At 62.8% G+C, this 18,594-nt stretch carries 18 protein-coding genes; 12 read left to right on the forward strand and 6 right to left on the reverse strand.

The features are described from left to right. Positions 1–92: 92 nt before the first annotated feature. Positions 93–326 (forward strand): hypothetical protein, encoded by a 234-nt coding sequence (locus ACP15W_RS16735; RefSeq protein ID WP_424934077.1) that lies wholly within the window; start codon positions 93–95, stop codon positions 324–326. A gap of 2 nt (positions 327–328) precedes the next feature. Here the strand turns inward: ACP15W_RS16735 and ACP15W_RS16740 are convergent, their stop codons facing one another. Beyond that, entirely contained in the window at positions 329–775 is a 447-nt protein-coding gene (locus ACP15W_RS16740; RefSeq protein WP_424934078.1) for a hypothetical protein, read from the reverse strand. Positions 776–786: 11 nt separating this feature from the next. Then, positions 787–1,200 (reverse strand): DUF1489 family protein, encoded by a 414-nt coding sequence (locus ACP15W_RS16745; RefSeq protein ID WP_424934287.1) that lies wholly within the window; start codon positions 1,198–1,200, stop codon positions 787–789. 134 nt (positions 1,201–1,334) lie between these two features. Between ACP15W_RS16745 and ACP15W_RS16750 the strand changes: the two genes are divergently transcribed. Further along, positions 1,335–4,205 (forward strand): adenosylcobalamin-dependent ribonucleoside-diphosphate reductase, encoded by a 2,871-nt coding sequence (locus tag ACP15W_RS16750; RefSeq protein WP_424934079.1) that lies wholly within the window; start codon positions 1,335–1,337, stop codon positions 4,203–4,205. Between the two features lie 130 nt (positions 4,206–4,335). Further along, the gene (locus ACP15W_RS16755) at positions 4,336–4,677 is read left to right on the forward strand and encodes an ArsR/SmtB family transcription factor (protein ID WP_424934080.1); all 342 of its coding nucleotides are present in this window, start codon (positions 4,336–4,338) and stop codon (positions 4,675–4,677) included. A gap of 34 nt (positions 4,678–4,711) precedes the next feature. On the opposite strand, the gene ACP15W_RS16760 is transcribed toward ACP15W_RS16755, so the two are convergent. Further along, complete coding sequence (locus tag ACP15W_RS16760) at positions 4,712–5,416, reverse strand: hypothetical protein (protein ID WP_424934081.1); 705 nt, start codon at positions 5,414–5,416, stop codon at positions 4,712–4,714. Positions 5,417–5,678: 262 nt separating this feature from the next. Here ACP15W_RS16760 and ACP15W_RS16765 point away from each other — a divergent pair, with 262 nt between their 5' ends. After that, positions 5,679–6,323 (forward strand): L,D-transpeptidase, encoded by a 645-nt coding sequence (locus tag ACP15W_RS16765; protein WP_424934082.1) that lies wholly within the window; start codon positions 5,679–5,681, stop codon positions 6,321–6,323. A gap of 22 nt (positions 6,324–6,345) precedes the next feature. On the opposite strand, the gene ACP15W_RS16770 is transcribed toward ACP15W_RS16765, so the two are convergent. Continuing rightward, on the reverse strand, positions 6,346–6,789 hold the full coding sequence (locus ACP15W_RS16770; protein WP_424934083.1) for an Lrp/AsnC family transcriptional regulator: 444 nt from the start codon (positions 6,787–6,789) through the stop codon (positions 6,346–6,348). 81 nt (positions 6,790–6,870) lie between these two features. On the opposite strand from ACP15W_RS16770, the gene ACP15W_RS16775 reads away from it, so the two are divergent. From ACP15W_RS16775 to ACP15W_RS16790, 4 genes are all read left to right on the forward strand, one after another. Continuing rightward, a complete protein-coding gene (locus tag ACP15W_RS16775; RefSeq protein WP_424934084.1) occupies positions 6,871–7,473 on the forward strand; it encodes a LysE family translocator in 603 nt (200 codons plus the stop codon). A gap of 88 nt (positions 7,474–7,561) precedes the next feature. Further along, entirely contained in the window at positions 7,562–9,550 is a 1,989-nt protein-coding gene (gene dnaG, locus ACP15W_RS16780; RefSeq protein ID WP_424934085.1) for a DNA primase, read from the forward strand. 86 nt (positions 9,551–9,636) lie between these two features. Beyond that, positions 9,637–11,688 carry an RNA polymerase sigma factor RpoD gene (gene rpoD / locus ACP15W_RS16785; protein ID WP_424934086.1) on the forward strand — a complete coding sequence of 684 codons (2,052 nt, stop codon included), beginning with the start codon at positions 9,637–9,639 and terminating at the stop codon, positions 11,686–11,688. A gap of 27 nt (positions 11,689–11,715) precedes the next feature. Continuing rightward, complete coding sequence (locus tag ACP15W_RS16790; RefSeq protein ID WP_424934087.1) at positions 11,716–11,997, forward strand: HlyU family transcriptional regulator; 282 nt, start codon at positions 11,716–11,718, stop codon at positions 11,995–11,997. Between the two features lie 71 nt (positions 11,998–12,068). Here ACP15W_RS16790 and ACP15W_RS16795 read toward each other — a convergent pair whose 3' ends face one another. Together ACP15W_RS16795 and ACP15W_RS16800 are read right to left on the reverse strand one after the other, a co-directional pair. After that, on the reverse strand, positions 12,069–12,989 hold the full coding sequence (locus ACP15W_RS16795; protein ID WP_424934088.1) for a sugar kinase: 921 nt from the start codon (positions 12,987–12,989) through the stop codon (positions 12,069–12,071). Between the two features lie 52 nt (positions 12,990–13,041). Then, on the reverse strand, positions 13,042–13,743 hold the full coding sequence (locus ACP15W_RS16800; RefSeq protein ID WP_424934089.1) for a GntR family transcriptional regulator: 702 nt from the start codon (positions 13,741–13,743) through the stop codon (positions 13,042–13,044). Positions 13,744–13,835: 92 nt separating this feature from the next. Here ACP15W_RS16800 and uxaC point away from each other — a divergent pair, with 92 nt between their 5' ends. The 4 genes from uxaC to ACP15W_RS16820 all read left to right on the forward strand — a co-directional run bounded on the left by uxaC (position 13,836) and on the right by ACP15W_RS16820 (position 18,323). Then, complete coding sequence (uxaC, locus tag ACP15W_RS16805; RefSeq protein WP_424934090.1) at positions 13,836–15,251, forward strand: glucuronate isomerase; 1,416 nt, start codon at positions 13,836–13,838, stop codon at positions 15,249–15,251. An 87-nt stretch (positions 15,252–15,338) separates the two neighbouring features. Further along, a complete protein-coding gene (gene kduI, locus ACP15W_RS16810; RefSeq protein ID WP_424934091.1) occupies positions 15,339–16,163 on the forward strand; it encodes a 5-dehydro-4-deoxy-D-glucuronate isomerase in 825 nt (274 codons plus the stop codon). Beyond that, entirely contained in the window at positions 16,160–16,888 is a 729-nt protein-coding gene (gene kduD / locus ACP15W_RS16815; protein WP_424934092.1) for a 2-dehydro-3-deoxy-D-gluconate 5-dehydrogenase KduD, read from the forward strand. Before kduI ends, kduD begins: the two co-directional genes overlap by 4 nt. Further along, a complete protein-coding gene (locus ACP15W_RS16820) occupies positions 16,866–18,323 on the forward strand; it encodes a mannitol dehydrogenase family protein (RefSeq protein ID WP_424934093.1) in 1,458 nt (485 codons plus the stop codon). Before kduD ends, ACP15W_RS16820 begins: the two co-directional genes overlap by 23 nt. Positions 18,324–18,594 lie beyond the last annotated feature (271 nt).

An 18,594-nucleotide genomic window follows, 5' to 3' on the forward strand; every position in this document is an offset into this window, starting at 1 on the left:
ATCGCTGCTGGCTTGCGCCACATCAAGACATGAGGCCGGGCACTCTGACATCTTTGCCGCGAAACCGCATATGTCCGCCGGGAGAGAGTGTCATGCAGGAACAGTGTCTAGACCGTGCCGCCCCAGCTTCCGTACCCCAAGGGCTTCGCAACTGGCTGGACCAGGGACGCCGCCGTCTGGTGGCGGCGATCGTCATGGATGTGCCACCATTGCTCGCGGTCTGCGAGTTCGACTGCAACAGGACGAGTTGCAACCCGGAAGCCTGGGCGACCTGCCCGCGCCGTCTCAGGGCGCAGGAACTTTCGGACATGCACCGCAACGACTGATGTTATCTTCCGGCATAGACTTGGAGCCGCGCGCGCAGGGTATCGCTCTTGCGGGTGGCAAAGAGCACGTCGTCGATGCGGGATGTGCCGTCGGCCTCCGGTGAGATCACGAGGATATCCGTCCAGGCCGGGGCCCTGCCGCCGTTGCTGCGTGCAATTTCCACGAGTGCCGCGTTGCGCGTGTCGGCGCTGCATCCCGAGACCTCGTTGACATAGGTCTGGAAGAGGGTGCGGGCCGGTGGCAATTCTGGGTTGGCGGAGGCGGCCTCGATCAACTGCCGCAGCGAGCCTGTCAGAAGCGGGGCAAGACCCGCCATGTCATTCGCGAGGGTGAGCCGGCAGAATTCCGTGCCAATCTCGTCCCAATTGTAGCCGTAGCGGCTGTTTCCAGCCTGAAGCGGACCGGAAACGGCCAGTCCGAGCACCAACGCTAAACCCAATGCGCGCATTGCCGCACTCCTCAGAACACACCGATCGCCGCAAGCTCCGCGGCAAGTTCGGGGGGTAGATCCTCCCTGTGCGACGCATCCAGGTCCGCCGGCGCATCGCCTGCGCGCAGGTAGCGCCAGCCCTGGAACGGACGGCGCGGCGCCGGCTGGGTGCGCACGAGTTCCGGGTCGAGCAGAATGGCGCACCGTTCGATCCCGTCCTCCCCGCGGCGGGGCTCGAATCCGGTGATGCGCTGGCGGGCAAGGATGGCGCCCTTGATCACCCAGTAAAGTGAACCGCCATCAAGAAGTTCATCGGATTTCTTGGGCCACATGCGGGTGACATGGACCTGCTGCCGTGCTCCGCGCGTGGCAATATGCGCCTCGAGATCGCTTACGCTCTCGACGCCAACACACAATTTGAGAAGATGAATGCCCCCGGCCATCATGCCCTATCCCTAGATGAAGCGTGCGCAGCCTTCCACCATATAATGCCGTGTTCCGAGGGTCACGCAATTGACCGAAATAGCACCCGCCCGTATCCTGAAAATCCAACTCCCAGAGAGCGGAAAACTCTTCCATGAACAAGCCGGACCTACCGACAGCACCAGCGCCACACAGCGACGACCTGAGCTGGCAGGAGGTTTCGCTCGACGTTCTGCGGGAGAAATACGCGAAGGGCGCGGAGAAGGATCTCGACGGGCCGGACATGGCGCGCGCGGTGCGTCGGCGCGTGGCCCGCGGGCTGGCGGCGGTGGAGGCCGAGCCGGAAACGCATGAGCGCGCTTTCCTCGAGGCGCTGGAAACCGGCTTCATACCCGGCGGACGGATCAATTCGGCAGCCGGAGCCGATATTCGCGAGGTCACGCTCATCAACTGCTTCGTGCAACCGGTGGGTGATTCGATCTCAAACAGCACCAACGGAAAGCCGGGCATCTATCACGCGCTGCGCGAGGCGGCGGAAACCATGCGACGCGGGGGAGGTGTGGGCTATGATTTCTCCGCGATCCGGCCGCGCGGTGCGCGGGTTCATGGAACGGACAGTTCCGCTTCCGGCCCGATCAGCTACATGCATGTCTTCGACCAGTCCTGCGCCACGGTGGAGAGCGCGGGCGCCCGGCGGGGTGCGCAGATGGGTGTCCTGCGTTGCGATCACCCGGACATCATGGAATTCGTTTCCGCGAAGCGGCAGGCCGGGCGGCTGAACAACTTCAACATTTCGGTGGGCGTCACGGACGCGTTCATGGCGGCCGTGGATGCCAATAGCGAATTCGAGCTGGTGCATGAGGCGGAGCCCTCCCCGGTCCAGATCGCGGGCGGCGCGCATCAGCGGCCCGACGGGCTCTGGGTCTACGCGAGGATCCGAGCACGCGAACTGTTCCAGATCATCACCCGGAACACCTACGAGGCGGCTGAGCCGGGTGTCCTTTTTCTCGACCGGATCAACAGCGAGAACAACCTTCACTACATCGAGCGGATCGAGGCCACGAACCCGTGCGGCGAGATCCCGATCCCCGATTACGGCTGCTGCTGTCTCGGCTCGATCAACCTGACGCGCTTCATCCACGCACCTTTCACCGAAGATGCGCGCTTCGACGAGGACGGTTTTGCCGATTGCGTCGCGACCGCCGTGAGGATGCTCGACAACGTGTTGACCGCCACCGTCTGGCCGTTGGAGGAGCAGGCCAGGGAAGCGGAGAACAAGCGCCGCATCGGCCTCGGCTTCACCGGGCTTGGCGATGCGCTGATCCTGATGGGACTGAAATACGACAGTGCCAAGGCGCGCGATTTCGCCGCCGATCTGACGCGCCAGATGCGGGATGCGGCCTATCGCGCCTCCGTGGCGCTGGCGAAGGAAAAGGGGCCGTTCCCGCTCTTCCGGGCGGAGGACTACCTCGCCTCGGGCATGGCGCGGCGCCTGCCCGAAGACATTCGCGCAGAAATTGCCGAGCATGGCATCCGCAATTCACATCTCCTTTCAATCGCGCCCACCGGCACGATCAGCCTCGCTTTCGCCGACAATGCCTCCAACGGGATCGAACCGGCCTATTCCTGGCATTACACCCGCAAGAAACGTGAGGGCGACGGCTCCATGCGCGAATACCGGGTCGAGGACCACGCCTACCGGCTCTGGCGTGCGCGGGGCGGCAACACGAAGGAGCTTCCGGCCGCCTTCCGGAACGCCCTGGAGATCGAGGCAAAGGACCACATGGCCATGCAGGCGGCGATCCAGCCCTATATTTGCGCGGCCATATCCAAAACCGTGAACGTGCCGGAGGACTACCCCTTCGAGGACTTCGAGGATCTCTATCTCGATGCCTGGAAGGCGGGGCTCAAGGGCATCACCACCTATCGGCCCAACAATGTGCTGGGGTCCGTGCTTTCGGTCGAGGGATCGACGCCGCAGGATCTCGATCAGTCCGAGCCTGACCGTCGCATCCGGATCTCCGACGCGCCACAGGTGGCGCTCGCCGCGCTGCGCTGGCCCCACCGGCCGAAGCTCACCGCCGGCTCGCCCTCCTGGACCTACATGGTCGAGGCGCCACAGAACCGCTTCGCGGTCTTCGTCGGCCACGTGGAGAATGGCCGTAGCCAGCCTTTCGAGGTCTGGGTGAATGGCGAGCAGACCCCGCGTGGCCTGGGCGCGCTGGCAAAGAACCTCTCCATGGACATGCGCGCACAAGACAGCGAATGGCTGGCGCACAAACTGGAAAGCCTCGCGAAGACACCCGGCGCGCCCTATCACGTCGCAATGCCGCCCGATGGCGAAAAACGCCCCGTGGCCGGCAATGTCTCGGCCTTCGCGCATGTGGTGCGCTATCGCTGCGAGGCATTGGGCGTGTTCGACGCGCCCTCCGGCGAGGCGCCGCTGATGGCCGCGATGTTCTCGCGCAAGGAGCCGAAGTCGGGCGCGGACGGCACGCTCTCCTGGACGGTGGACATCCTCAACCCGGTCACTGGCGATGACTTCGCCATGTTCGTGAAGGAATGCGTGCTGCCGGACGGAACGAAGCGGCCCTTCAGTGTCTGGCTCTCGGGAGATTATCCGCTCGAATTCAACGGGCTCACCAAGAGCCTGAGCCTCGACATGCGGGTGATCGACCCGGCCTGGATCGGCAAGAAGCTGCGGGGGCTGAAAGACCTGCCCGAGGCGCAGGGAGATTTCTTCGCAAAGGTGCCGGGCTCCGAAAAGCAGGCCGTTCAGCCCTCGACGCTGGCCTATGTCGCGCGGCTGCTGATCCACCGTTATGCCATGCTCGGCGTGCTGGATGCCGAGGGTTATCCGGTCGCGGGCTCTGCCGTTCTGTGGTCGGACGCGCCTGTTCCGGAAGAAGATGCACCAACGGCGATCAAGGGCAGTATCTGTCCCGAATGCGGCCATGCCGCGGTGATCCGCAGGGATGGTTGCGACTTCTGCACCGCCTGCGGTTATTCCGGCTCTTGCGGGTGATTTGGTTGAAAGCGCTCGATTTACAACGCATTTGCCGTTACCCATCGGCTTCTTCAGGCAACGAGCACTTCAATTACGTCAAAAAAATGACTAAGCTAGGATACAACATTAACCTACGGGGGTTGCCGGGATGGACGCCCAGGCAGTCGAGGAACGGGGCATGAACACCGTTTCCGACACGAAGATGATGGCTGATCAGGCGAAATCCGCTGCGGATCTGATGAAGGCGCTGGCCCATGAGGGGCGCCTGATGATCCTGTGCCATCTCGTCAGCGGCGAGAAGTCGGTCAGCGAGCTCGAGGACCTGATCGGTGCGCGGCAGGCCGCAGTTTCCCAGCAGCTTGCGCGGCTCCGGCTCGAAGGTCTGGTCAAGAGCCGCCGGGACGGCAAGGCGATCTACTACTCGATCGGTGACGACAAGGTGCACCGCATTATCGAGACGCTGCACGACCTGTTCTGCGACAGTTACTGAGCACCTAGAAGGGGGGAGGCGAGACCGCGCCCCCTCAGAAGGTGAACCAGGTTCCGAATTTCACGCCCATGGAATCGTCTCCGGCGACCGAACCGATGAAGCCGAGCTGGATGTGGATCCTTTCACCGAACTTCCGAACAACGGAGGGCGCCAGGCGGATGATGGGATCATCATCGCCGTAGCGGCCCGTCTGGACCTGCATGATGCCCATCCAGTTTTCGCTCGGCTTGAGGCCAACTGTGAAATCCGCCTTGTAGCCGAAGTCCTTGCTCGCGAAACGGTAGGCCGCCGAAGCTTCGACCCCGGCCCAGCCGTTGCCCCAGCGGCTTTCGAAGCCCTTGCCCCAGGACATCCCCGGCTTGATCCGCCATTGCCGGCCGTATTCAGGCTCAGTGAGCTGGCCGATCCCCAGTGAGGCGGCAACCCTGTGGCCGTTCTCCCAGGCCCGGACCGGGCGGCGGAGAAACAGGTTCCAGGCGGATGCCTCGTCCTGATCTCCGCGCGCAAACCCGGCGTCGAGACCGGCAGTGATCTCGGGTGTGAGCCCGTATTCGGCATAGAGCGAGGAATAGCTGCGCACGTCCTGCACCGCTTCGAGCACGGTTCGCGCGCCAGTGCTCATGGTCTGGCTGACGGCAATGAACACCTGTCCTTCCTCGCGCGGCCACGCACCTGCCCGTGCCTCGCCTGCGGACAGGCAAAACAGCAGAGCCAGGATCTGGGACACAAGCCGGCACATGAACAACACCTCGAAAGCCGTGACCAGATCGCCGCGAACATGGTAAAGATACGCTGAAACTCTCGATCAAATTCCCTGCATTTGATCCCCGCTCGGGGGTCGGGGAATTAAGGTCTGGGCGGCATGATGCGTCTTGTGCCGGGCCCGTGTTCTCGCCCGCACATGCCGTCGTTCCAGAGGGGTCGGGGTCTTAGCCTCTCTGGCCGATGACCGAGTCGATTGAGTTTTGGGTGACCCGATCCTGGGGAAGAGGGGTTCAGGGATGAGTAACTTGCGCATATTGGCCGCCGGAATGGGGCTATCGATACTCCTGTCGGGGTGCATGATGGAAACGGGGCCGGTGGTCGAGGCCGCGCCGCAGGAGCCGGCGGTCGATCAGGCCTATTACGCCTCGCGCGCGGACGGGTCGCGCACGCTGCCGGCGATCGACATCGAGGACTACCACCCGGCGCTCCTGCGCAACGAGGTGGAGTTCGAGACCACCGAGGCGCCCGGAACGGTCGTGATCGATACGAAGGGACCGTTTCTCTACCTCGTGCAAGGCGAGGGAAAGGCGATCCGCTACGGCATTGCCATCGGACGCACGGGTTTCGGCTGGACCGGCGAGGGTGTGATCGCGCGCCGTGCCCAATGGCCGCGCTGGACGCCGCCGCCCGAGATGATCAAGCGTGACCCGAGCCTCGCGAAATGGGCCGGCGGACAGCCGGGCGGGGTGCACAATCCACTCGGGGCGCGGGCGCTCTACATCTACTTCAACGGGCGCGACTCGGGCTATCGCATTCACGGAACCAATTCGCCGCGGAGCATCGGCTATGCGGCCTCCTCTGGCTGCTTCCGGATGCTCAATCAAGACGTGATCGATCTCTATGATCGGGTCCCGGCCGGCACGCGGGTCGTCGTGCTGTGACACGCTTGCGGGCCTGATCCTTTCAGGCCCGTTCGTCCTTGGGCGAGCCCATCACAACGTAGGTGACGATCGAGTTCACCTGCGGCAGGGTTCCAAGAACATCGGTGTGGAAGATCTTGTAGGCCGCGAGGTCTGCCACCTCCACGCGAAGAAGATATTCCACCGTTCCGGTGATGTTGTGACACTCACGCACTTCCGGCGCGCGGGTCACGGCACGCTCGAACGCCTCCTGCGCCGCCTTTGTGTGAACTGAAAGCCCGACCGTCATGTAGGCGACGAAACCAGCTCCGCGTGCGGACGGGTCGATCACCGCGCGATACCCCCGGATCACACCGAATCGCTCAAGCTCCTGCACCCGGCGCAGGCAGGCCGAGGGCGAAAGGCCGATTCGCTCCGCCAGATCGATATTGCTGATGCGCCCATCGCGGGAAAGTTCGCGCAATATCCGCTCGTCTTTCTCATCCATGATCGTCAATCATTGTGTAATCTACGCTCAGAAATGCATGTTTAGCGTCATATTGTGCGCATGATCGCATAGGATTGCGTCATGACACAAGAACAGCTCATTGCCCTCGCCTTCTTCGTCTTCGTCGCAACCGTGACGCCAGGACCGAACAACCTCATGCTCATGGCGTCGGGGGCCAATTTCGGTGTTCGCCGGACAGTGCCGCACATGCTCGGCATTTCCTTCGGCATGTTCACGATGGTCGGACTGGTGGGCGTCGGGCTGATCCGGGTCTTCGAAATCTGGCCGGTGACGGGAATTGTCCTGAAGGTCGTCGGGGTCGTCTACCTGCTCTACCTTGCCGTAAAGATTGCCACCGCCGCCCCGCTCGAGACCGAAAGCGAGGCACAGGTTGACCCCAGACCCTTCAGTTTCGTGCAGGCCGCGCTGTTCCAGCTTGTGAATCCGAAGGCCTGGACCATCATGGTGACGGCCTTGAGCGTCTATGCCCCGGCGCGCGAACTGGGTTCGGTATTCCTGGTCGCGGCGGCCTTCGTGCTGATCGGTTTGCCGTCAATCAGTCTCTGGGCGGCCTTCGGCGAACGTCTGCGCGGGTTTCTCTCAGCGCCTGTCCGACTACGGTATTTCAACATTGCGGTGGCAGCCCTTCTCGTTGCCTCGCTTTACCCGATCATCACGGCCTGATCCTTTCTGAGGCCAGGGGTCCACACCCGGCGTACAATCGCGGGTCGCCCCCCTTGCCAAGCCCAGGCCCAGGGCAGATATTCCGCCGATGAATTTGCCTCAGGCCTTCCTCGACGAAATCCGGGATCGTGTTTCGCTCGCGCAGGTCGTGGGCCGCAAGGTCACTTGGGATCCGCGCAAGAGCAACGCCGCACGGGGAGACTACTGGTCCCCCTGCCCCTTTCACCAGGAAAAGACCGCGTCATTCCACGTGGATGACGTGAAGGGCTATTATTACTGCTTCGGCTGCCAGGCGAAGGGCAACGTTTTCAGCTTCCTGCGAGACAGCGAAAACATGGGCTTCATGGAAGCGGTAGAGCTTTTGGCGGGCCAGGCCGGGCTTGCGATGCCGGCGCGCGATCCTGCCGCCGCCGCCCGTGCCGAAGAAGCCAAGGGGCTGGCCGAAGCCATGGAAGCGGCGGTGCAGTTCTATCGGCTTCAGCTCAATTCTGCCCGCGCGACAGAAGCGAGAACCTACCTCGAGGGACGGGATCTCTCGCCCGCGGCGATCGAGCGATTCGAGATCGGCTTCGCGCCGGAGGGGCGGACGGTCCTGATCGAACACCTTCGGGGCAAGGGGTTCTCGATGGAGCGGATCGTGGAGGCTGGACTGGCCGGAAAGCCGCGCGACGGCGGTTCGCCCTATGACCGCTTCCGCGGGCGCATCATGTTCCCGATCCGCGATACCCGCGGACGGGCCATTGCCTTCGGGGCGCGTGCCATCCGGCCGGGACAGGAACCGAAATACCTCAATTCCCCGGAGACACCGCTCTTCGACAAGGGGGCCAATCTCTACAACGTCGGGCCGGCCCGCACGGCGGCGAAGAAATGCGGCCAACTGGTGATCGTCGAAGGCTACATGGATGTGATCGCACTGGCGCAGGCCGGCATCGACCATGCTGTTGCGCCGCTCGGCACCGCGATTACCGAGACGCAGCTGCGCAAGCTCTGGGATCTCTGCCCGGAACCCGTCGTGGCCCTTGATGGCGACAAGGCGGGAATGGGGGCGGCGCATCGGCTGATTTCCCTGGCGCTGCCGCTTCTCGAAGCCGGCAAGGCCCTGCGTTTCGTGATTCTCCCCGCCGATTCGGATCCGGACGATATCGTGCGACTCGGGGGCGCGAAGGCGATGGAGGAGGTGCTCGCGAAATCCCTGCCGATGATCGATCTGATCTGGACCAAGGAGACGGAGGGCCACCCCCTCGACAGCCCGGAACGGCGGGCGGCTCTGGATCAGCGCCTGCGCCAGCGGATCGAGGCGATCGCGGACGAACGGCTGCGGGCGCACTACTGGAGCGAGATCAAGACACGCCGCGCTACGCTTTTCGCGCCGAAGCGGGAAGCGGGAAGACCGCGCGGCCAGATGCCCGGACGAGGCCCCGCGCGCCGTGGTGCCCCGCGCTGGAGCCCGCCTGCCGCGCCGCGCCCGGAAACGCTCGCATCGCTTCTCGGGGCCGGTGCCGCCGGGGCGCTGGCCGAAAGCCGGATCCGGGAATGCGCCATACTTGCGGGCTGTATCGCCCACCCCGAGCTGGCGGCGGAGTTCGAGGATCGGCTCGAACGGATTGCCTTCACCTGCGATGATCTCGAAAAAATTCGTGACGCCCTCTTGTCTTGCGTCGATGAGTCCCTAAGTCACCCCAATCCGACCGAATGGATCGGAACCGCCATAGGCCGGCGCATAGGCCGCGACCCTTATACCGAGTTGTTCGCCCCTGGACAGGTGCGGGCCAATCGGCATCTGTCGCGAGACGCAACTCCCGAACAGGCTCGCCGCGCTATTGACGAGGAATTAACACGCCATGCTGCAATACTTGGCAGACTTTCCGAAACCTCGGAAGCCGAACGGGAAATCTCAGAGGCCGAGGATGACGGGGTCGCCTGGAGGTTGAGTCAGGCAGCACAGGCGCGGTTCGAGGCGGATACGCGACCGCTTGCCGAACATGCCGGAACTTCCACGCAAGACGAGATGTCACTGTCGCTCGAACTGGACCAGATGATCGAACGCCACAAGTCTCGACCGAAGAAGAATCGATGATGACATTGCGAATCAACGATTCGTAATGGATTAACGTATTTCATCCCGAATCACCGAATCATTCGGGCATCAAAACGGAGCCGCCTATGGTCGCGAAGGACACCGAGCAGAAAAAGCCAGGGAACAATTCGGACGGTTCTGACGGATCGGACGGTTCCGGGCCCATGCTCGACATGAGCCAGGCCGCTGTCAAAAAGATGATAGCGCAGGCGAAGGCACGTGGCTACATCACATATGACGAGCTGAACGAAGTTCTGCCGCCCGATCAGGTCACGTCCGAGCAGATCGAAGACGTGATGGCGATGCTCTCCGAAATGGGCGTCAACGTCACGGAAGGCGACGAGGCCGAGGAAGACGGCGACAACAAGCAGGATGATGCCTCCGACGGTTCGGATAGCGGTTCGCGCGAACTTACGATTTCGAGCACCAGCAACGAGAACCTCGACCGCACGGACGACCCGGTCCGGATGTATCTGCGCGAGATGGGCTCGGTGGAGCTTCTGTCCCGCGAGGGCGAGATCGCGATCGCCAAGCGCATCGAGGCCGGTCGCAACACGATGATTGCGGGGCTCTGCGAAAGCCCGCTGACCTTCCAGGCCATCACGATCTGGCGTGACGAGCTTCTCGATGAAGCGATCATGCTGCGGGACGTGATCGACCTCGAAACGACGTTCGGCTCGCAGATGGAGGCCGACGAGGAAGGCGGCGTGGACGAGAGCGTCCTGTCCGCGCTTCAGGGTGCGAACGCGGCCGAGAAGCCCGAAGCGCCTGCGGAAGCTTCGGAAAAGGCTGCAGCGGCGCCTGGTGACGGCGAAAGCACGGACGAGAACGGGGACTCCGACGAAGACGAGGACGAGGATCAGGGCAACCTGTCGCTCGCGGCGATGGAGGCTGCGCTCAAGCCCCAAGTACTCGAGACCCTCGATCGTATTGCCGGCGACTACGTGCGGCTGGCGGAGATGCAGGACGAGCGCATCTCGGCCACGCTGAACCATGGCGAGAGCTTCTCGCTCAACCAGGAACGGGAATATCAGCGGCTGCGGAGTGAAATCGTCGAGCTCGTGAACTCGCTCCACCTGCACAACAACCGTATCGAGGCACTGGTCGATCAGCTTTACGGCATCAATCGGAAGATCATGTCGCTCGACGGCGCCATGGTCAAGCTGGCCGATCAGGCGCGCGTGAACCGGCAGGAATTCATCAAGGAATACCGAGGTGCGGAGCTTGAACCGCGCTGGCTCGAGCGTGTCTCCGAGAAGAAGACCCGCGGCTGGGACCAGCTGACGACGCGGTTCGCCGAGAAGGTCGAGGATGTTCGCAGCGAGATGGCCGCCATCGGCCAATTCGTCGGCCTCGACATTTCGGAATTCCGCCGCATCGTGAACCAGGTGCAGAAGGGCGAGAAGGAAGCGCGGATCGCGAAGAAGGAGATGGTCGAGGCCAACCTGCGCCTCGTGATCTCGATCGCGAAGAAATATACCAACCGTGGCTTGCAGTTCCTCGATCTGATCCAGGAAGGCAACATCGGCCTGATGAAGGCGGTGGACAAGTTCGAGTATCGCCGCGGCTACAAGTTCTCCACCTATGCGACCTGGTGGATCCGGCAGGCCATCACGCGCTCGATTGCCGACCAGGCACGCACGATCCGCATCCCGGTCCACATGATCGAGACGATCAACAAGCTGGTGCGGACCGGCCGCCAGATGCTCCACGAGATCGGCCGCGAGCCGACGCCCGAGGAACTGGCCGAAAAGCTGCAGATGCCGCTCGAGAAGGTCCGCAAGGTGATGAAGATCGCCAAGGAGCCGATCTCGCTCGAGACGCCCATCGGCGACGAGGAGGACAGCCAGCTCGGGGACTTCATCGAGGACAAGAATGCGGTTCTGCCCCTCGACAGCGCCATTCAGCTGAACCTCAAGGAGACCACGACGCGGGTTCTGGCTTCGCTCACACCGCGCGAGGAGCGTGTGCTGCGCATGCGCTTCGGCATCGGGATGAACACGGACCACACTCTCGAGGAAGTGGGCCAGCAATTCTCGGTCACTCGTGAGCGTATCCGTCAGATCGAAGCCAAGGCACTTCGCAAGCTCAAGCACCCGAGCCGGTCGCGGAAACTGAGAAGCTTCCTCGATCAGTAATCGGGATCAAAGAGAGGAAACCCGACGATGTCCCTTCTGTCCCGTCTCTTCGGGGGAGGATCCTCCTCCACTCCGGCCCCGAAATCGGAGCCGGTGGCTCATGAGGGCTACAGGATCTATCCCGAGCCTGCCAAGGAAAGCGGCGGGTTTCGCATCGGTGCGCGGATCGAGAAGGACATCGACGGTGAGACGAAGAGCCACCAGATGATCCGTGCGGATATCTGCACCTCCGCCGAGCAGGCGGAGGAGGCTTCGATCGGCAAGGCCAAACAACTGATCGACCAGCAAGGCGACAAGATCTTCGGGTAGCGCACCCGCACTTCTATGCGCTCTGCTTCGTTAGACAGGCCCGTCGGCCTGTCTTTTTCATTACATGCCGATCAACTGACAAAAGTGGCCGCGTCGAGTTCGACGAGGGCACCGCGATGCCCGATCACGAAGGCTGCCACCTCTGCACCGGCAATGAGGGCGGAGGTGTGATCCGCTCCCCGCAGGCTCGCGGACAGAAAGCCGGCGTTGAAGCTGTCCCCGGCGGCCGTGGTATCGACCACGGATTGCGAGGGTTCGACAACGTGGCTCGTCACCTGCCCGTCCGCCAAGCTCACCATTTCGCCTGGCCCGTTCTTGACCACGATGGTCGTCGGGCCTGCATCCCGGTATCGCTCCAACGTCGCGTGAGGGTCCGCATCGCCGAAATATGTCGCTTCGTCGTCATGGGATGGCAGGACGATATCGCTGACGCGGGCGGCGTCCATCACGGCCCGGCACATTGTCGCCTCATCTTCCCAGAGTTTTGGCCGCAGGTTGGTATCGAAGACGATCCGCGTGCCCTTGTCACGCGCGGCGCGCAACTGGCTCAGCAGGGTTTCCCGGTCCTCCGGGGAAAGAATGGCGATCGTGATCCCGGAGAAATAGGCGATCTCCGCCCCATCGAGAGCGGCCTCGAGCCGTTCGGGCGACTGGCAGATGCGCCGGGCCGCACTGTCGCTCCGCCAGTAGGAGAAGCTGCGCTCGCCGTCTTTAAGTTCGATCATGTAGAGCCCGATCGTGCTGTCCGAGCGGCGTTCGATATGGGTTGTCCCGATCCCGCATTCCTCGAGGAAACCGGTCATGCGCCGGGAGATCGCATCGGACCCGACGGCGGTGACGTAATCAACCGACCATGCGGCCGGTAGCAGCTTTCGCGCATACCAGGCGGTGTTGAACGTGTCTCCGGCGAACCCGAGTGCGTAGTGGTCCTGCTGCCCGGATGGCGCGAGTTCGACCATGCATTCCCCGATGCTCACGATGCGCTGGCTCATGCGATGAGCCCCCGCAGGCTCATGTTCCCCGGCTTGCTCCCTGCCCCTCGTTTCATTCCATCGCCTCCTTGAAAAATGCAGCATGATCGTTGCGGATCTGCTCGATCAACCCCTCGATACGCCCCAGGTGCGCCCGCATGGAACCGACAGCCCGCGCCGTATCCGAAGACCGAATTGCTTCCACAATCTCCACATGATCGGCGAACGCCTGTTCCGAGGCAAAGCTGAGCGAAAGAAACCTTACACGATCCATATGGGCCTTTTGCATCTGGATAAGGTCCCAGGCAAAGGAAAGATCGGATCCGATGCAGATTGCCCTGTGCAACTCATCATCGATCGCGTGGAATTCCGCCTTGTTCCCGGCCTCCAGCGCGGCCTTCTGCCGTTCGAGGATCTCGTCGAGAACCGCGAGATCATCCGGTCCGAACTTCTCGCAGGCAACCCGAACCGTCTCGACCTCCAGGGCAGTCCGCAGGAATCGCGCCTCCAGAACAGCCGTGGTCGAAATCCGAGACACGAGTGTTGCGCGCTGCGGCCTTATCTCGATGAATCCCAGTTGCGACAGGCGATAGAACGCATCTCTTACCGGCTGACGGGAAACTCCCATCTGTTTAGCGACATCCGCCTCCGAAATTCTCGATCCGGGCGGCAGATCCAGCGTCACGACCCGCTGATACAACTCGGCAAAAACCAGTTCGGTCACCGAGGCGATGCGGATCGGCTCGATGCCGCTGAGCTTTGCCCTGCCGGTCATGACACTTCTCCTTTGACTCATCTTATAAACTAGCATATTAGATTACTAGCCGAACAGGAAGCATAAGTTGGCCGTAGCGGGGGAAATACCACATGACGTCACCGAACCTGCTCGATCCGGATCGTCTTTTCCCGGTCGAGTCGCGCACTCGCGGGATTGCCCGGGCGCTATATGAGGGAGTCCGGGGACTGCCGATCATCAGCCCGCATGGCCATACCGATCCCCGCTGGTATGCAGAGAACGAACGTTTCCCGGATCCGGCACAGCTTTTCGTGGTGCCCGACCACTACGTTTTTCGGATGCTCTGCTCGCAAGGCGTTGCTCTCGAAGACCTCGGGGTGCCCCGGATCGACGGTGGCCCGACCGAAACCGATGGTCGGAAGATCTGGCGGAGGTTCGCGGAGAATTTCCATTTTTTCCGCGGCACGCCGTCGGCCATGTGGATCAACCATTCCTTTGCCGAGGTGTTCGGTCTCGATACGCCGCTGAACCGCGACACTGCGGATCACCATTTCGATCACATCGACACCTGTCTTGCGAAGCCGGAGTTCCGGCCCCGCGCTCTCTTCGAGCGATTCGGGATCGAGGCAATCGCGACGACAGAAAGCCCGCTCGACGATCTGCGCTGGCATAGAATGCTGGCGGAATCGGACTGGACGGGGCGCGTGGTGACCGCCTACCGACCCGACGCGGTGATCGACCCGGATTTCGAAGGCTTTGCCGAGAATGTCGCGGCCTTCGGCGAAATCACCGGTTGCGATACCTCGACCTTCAACGGCTATCTGGAGGCCCACCGGAGGCGGCGTGCCTATTTCCGGGAGTTCGGCGCCACGAGCACCGATCACGGCCACCCGACTGCACGCACCGAGGATCTGCCCCGCAACCAGGTGGAAGCGATCTTTGCCCGCGCATTGGCCGGGGAGGCGACCGCAGAGGAGGCTGACGCCTTCCGCGGCCACATGCTGACCGAGATGGCGCGCATGAGCCTCGAGGACGGAATGGTGATGCAGATCCATCCCGGGTCCGTGCGCAACCATTCAGGCCCGGTCATGGCGGCTCATGGGCGCGACATGGGCTTCGATATTCCGAGCCAAACCAATTATGTCCGCGCGCTCAAGCCGCTTCTGGACGCCGTGGGCATGGAGAAGGATCTGACCATTATCCTCTTCACGCTGGATGAGACCTCATACTCGCGCGAGCTTGCACCGCTCGCAGGCGTCTACCCGGCGCTGAAGCTCGGGCCGCCCTGGTGGTTCTTCGACAGCGCGGAAGGCATCAGGCGCTTCCGCGAAGCCACCACGGAAACCTGCGGCTTCTACAACACGGTGGGATTCAACGACGACACGCGGGCCTTCTGCTCCATCCCGGCCCGGCACGACGTCGCCAGGCGCTCGGACTGCGCATACCTCGCGACCCTCGTGGCTACGGGTCGCCTCACAGAAACAGAAGCGCACGAAGTTGCGCACGATCTCGCCTACCGGTTGGCCAAACAGGCCTACAGGTTGTGACACGTTCGACACCACACGCAGGCGCGACTTTGGACATGCGCATGACAGTGCGCGAAATCAGACCTTTTCAGTATTGAGGACCTTCGAATGCAAGCCGTGACCGTTCGCCACGCCATTGACCCCGCCACCGCCAAGACCCTCGACACCCAAGCCCTCCGCGACCACTTCCATGTGGGCGGGCTTTTCGAACCGGGCAAGATCACGCTCGTCTACAGCCATTATGACCGCCTGATCCTCGGCTCCGTCGTCCCGGATGGGGGAACACTCGAGCTCGACGCAGTCCAGAACACCGGCACATCGACGATCCTCGAGCGCCGCGAGATGGGGATCCTTAATGTCGGTGAAACAGGAACCGTCACCACCGAGGGCAAAAGCTACGAGATGGGGCGCGGCGATGTGCTCTATATCGGCATGGGCGCGGGGCCCGTGGCGTTTTCCGGCCCGGGTCGCTTCTACGTGCTCTCCGCGCCGGCGCATCAGACCTATCCCACCCGGCTGATCAAGGTCGAGGAGGCGAAGCGCGTCGAACTTGGCGCCAAGGAAAGCGCGAACGAGCGTGTGATCCTGCAGTTCCTCCACCCGGACGTTCACAAGACCTGCCAGCTCACCATGGGCTACACCCAGTTCATGCCGGGTTCACTGTGGAACACGATGCCCTGCCACCTGCATGATCGCCGAATGGAGGCCTATCTCTATTTCGACCTGGCAGACGAGGCGCGGGTCTTCCACTTCATGGGGCGGCCCGAAGAAACCCGCCATATCGTCATGAAGAATGAAGAGGCCGTGATCTCCCCGCCATGGTCGATCCATTCGGGCGCCGGCACCGGCTCCTATACGTTCTGCTGGGCGATGGCTGGCGACAATGCCGATTTCACCGACATGGACATGGTCGCGATGGAGGATCTGCGATGAACCCGTTTTCGCTCGAAGGTCGTACGGCGCTGGTCACTGGTGCCAACACGGGTATTGGCCAGGCAATCTCCGTTTCATTGGGGAAGGCAGGCGCGCATGTGATCTGTGCCGGGCGATCCTCCTGCGCAGAGACGGTCGGGATGATCGAGAGCGCGGAGGAATTGCAGCTCGATTTCTCGGACCCGATGGCGGCGCAGGGTATTTTCGATGGGCATGATGTCGATATTCTGGTCAACAACGCGGGGATCATCCGGCGCGCGGATTCGGTGGATTTCAGCGAGCGCGACTGGGATGACGTGATCGGCGTCAATCTCAAGGCCGTGTTCTTTACCTGCCAGTCCTTCGCCAAGGCGCGGCTTGCGCGTGGAGCCACCGGCGCGATCGTGAATATCGCCTCGCTCCTGAGCTTCCAGGGGGGCATTCGTGTGCCATCCTACACCGCGTCCAAGCATGGCGTCGCCGGGCTCACGAAGCTTCTTGCCAATGAGTGGGCCGCGAAGGGCATCAACGTCAACGCCATCGCGCCCGGCTACATCGCCACGAACAATACAGAAGCCTTGCGGAACGACCCCGAGCGCAACAAGGCGATCCTCGAGCGCATTCCTGCCGGACGCTGGGGCGAGGCCTCGGATATCGGTGAGGCTGCGGTCTTCCTCGCCTCACCGGCTGCGCACTACATCCACGGTGCGGTTCTCAACGTGGATGGAGGCTGGCTTGCCCGCTGAAGCAACGACGCTGCCGCGACTGGCACGCTCTGACGCGACGGCCCCCGGCGTTGGTATCGTGCACCTGGGGCTCGGAGCCTTCTTCCGAGCACATGGGGCGATCTATATCGCGGAAGCCATGAAGGCCTCCGGCGGCGACTGGGGTATAGTCGGGGTCAGCCTGAAAAGCCCGACGACGCGGGATCGCCTCGCCCCACAGGGCTGCGCCTATACCGCGCTGGAGCTTGGCCCCGATGGAGAGAACCCGCAGATCATCGAGGCGGTGCAGGACGTGCTGGTCGCACCGGAAAATCCGGAAGCGGTGCTGGCCTTGATGGCCGACCCGAAGGTCCGCATCGTGTCGCTGACCGTCACCGAGAAGGGCTATTGCCACGAGCCCTCCACCGGCGCGCTCAACAAGTCGCATCCGGATATCGTCCATGACTTAAGTGCCGAACTGCCGCGGTCCGCGCCGGGATTTCTGGTCCGCGCCCTGCAGCGCCGCAAAGCCGCCGGGCATGCGCCGTTTACCGTCATGACCTGCGACAACCTGCCGGAGAACGGCCGTGTCGTGCGCGGCGTGGTGCTGGAACTGGCGCGGGCCATTGATCCCGACCTCGCGGACTGGATCGAGGCAGAGGGCGCGTTTCCCGCCACGATGATCGATCGCATCGTTCCGGCCACCAAGGATGAGGATATCGAACGACTGGCCGAGATGACCGGCCGGCTCGACTGTGCACCGGTTCTGCATGAGCCCTTCCGCCAATGGGTCGTCGAGGATGTCTTCGTTGGCGGGGCGCGGCCCGATCTGGGAGCCGTGGGCGTGCAGCTCGTCGAGGACGTGACGCCCTTCGAGCACATGAAGCTGCGCATGCTCAACGGCACGCATTCCTCGCTTGCCTATCTCGGCTACCTGGCAGGGCACGAAACCATTGCCGACACCATGGGCGACGAAGCCTTCGTGCGGTTTGTTTGCTACCTCTGGCGCAGCGAGATCATCCCGACACTCACGCCGCCTCCTAGCGAAGACCTTGCGGCCTATGCCAATGCATTGCAGGCGCGCTATGCCAACCCGGCAATCCGTCACCGGACCTGGCAGATCGCCATGGATGGAAGCCAGAAGCTGCCACAGCGCATTCTGGGCACGCTTGCCGAGAATTATCAGGCCGGGCGGGACGCACCCGGTCTCCTTCTCGCCGTGGCGGCATGGATGCGCTATGTGGGTGGTACGGATGAGCAGGGCGAACCGATCGACGTACGCGACCCGCTTGCCGAACGGCTTCGCGATCTCAGCGACGGCGCGAGCGGGGCGGAGGACAAGGTGCGCGCGCTTCTCTCCGTGCGGGACATTTTCCCGGCCGAGCTGGCGCACACGAGCGAGGCGGATCTGATCGCCTCCTATCAGGGCCTTCTGGAGCAAGGCGCGCGGCAATCGGTGAACCAACTCACTGCGTGACGCACCGATAGATTCGGCCTGGGCACCCGGGCCGGGCACCTATTCTGCTACCTGACTTTTTTCATTGGGTATTGTTCCTGCGCCCGTTTTGTGGTCATCTGGGTTCAAGTGATCCCAGCCAGATCGGGCCCTTGCGGCCCCCGCCAGTGGACGCCATTTGCAAACCGGCTCAGGAGTTTCGACCGTGCTGTTCTGCGGTCCTTTCGGCGTTGGTAGTGTCTGTCTGCACCCGGCTATGTTGCACCGCTCATGTGGCGCGGGGTGGGAGGTG

Origin of the sequence: Amaricoccus macauensis (assembly GCF_049800915.1) — a bacterium.
In the GTDB taxonomy this organism is placed as follows: domain Bacteria; phylum Pseudomonadota; class Alphaproteobacteria; order Rhodobacterales; family Rhodobacteraceae; genus Amaricoccus; species Amaricoccus macauensis_A.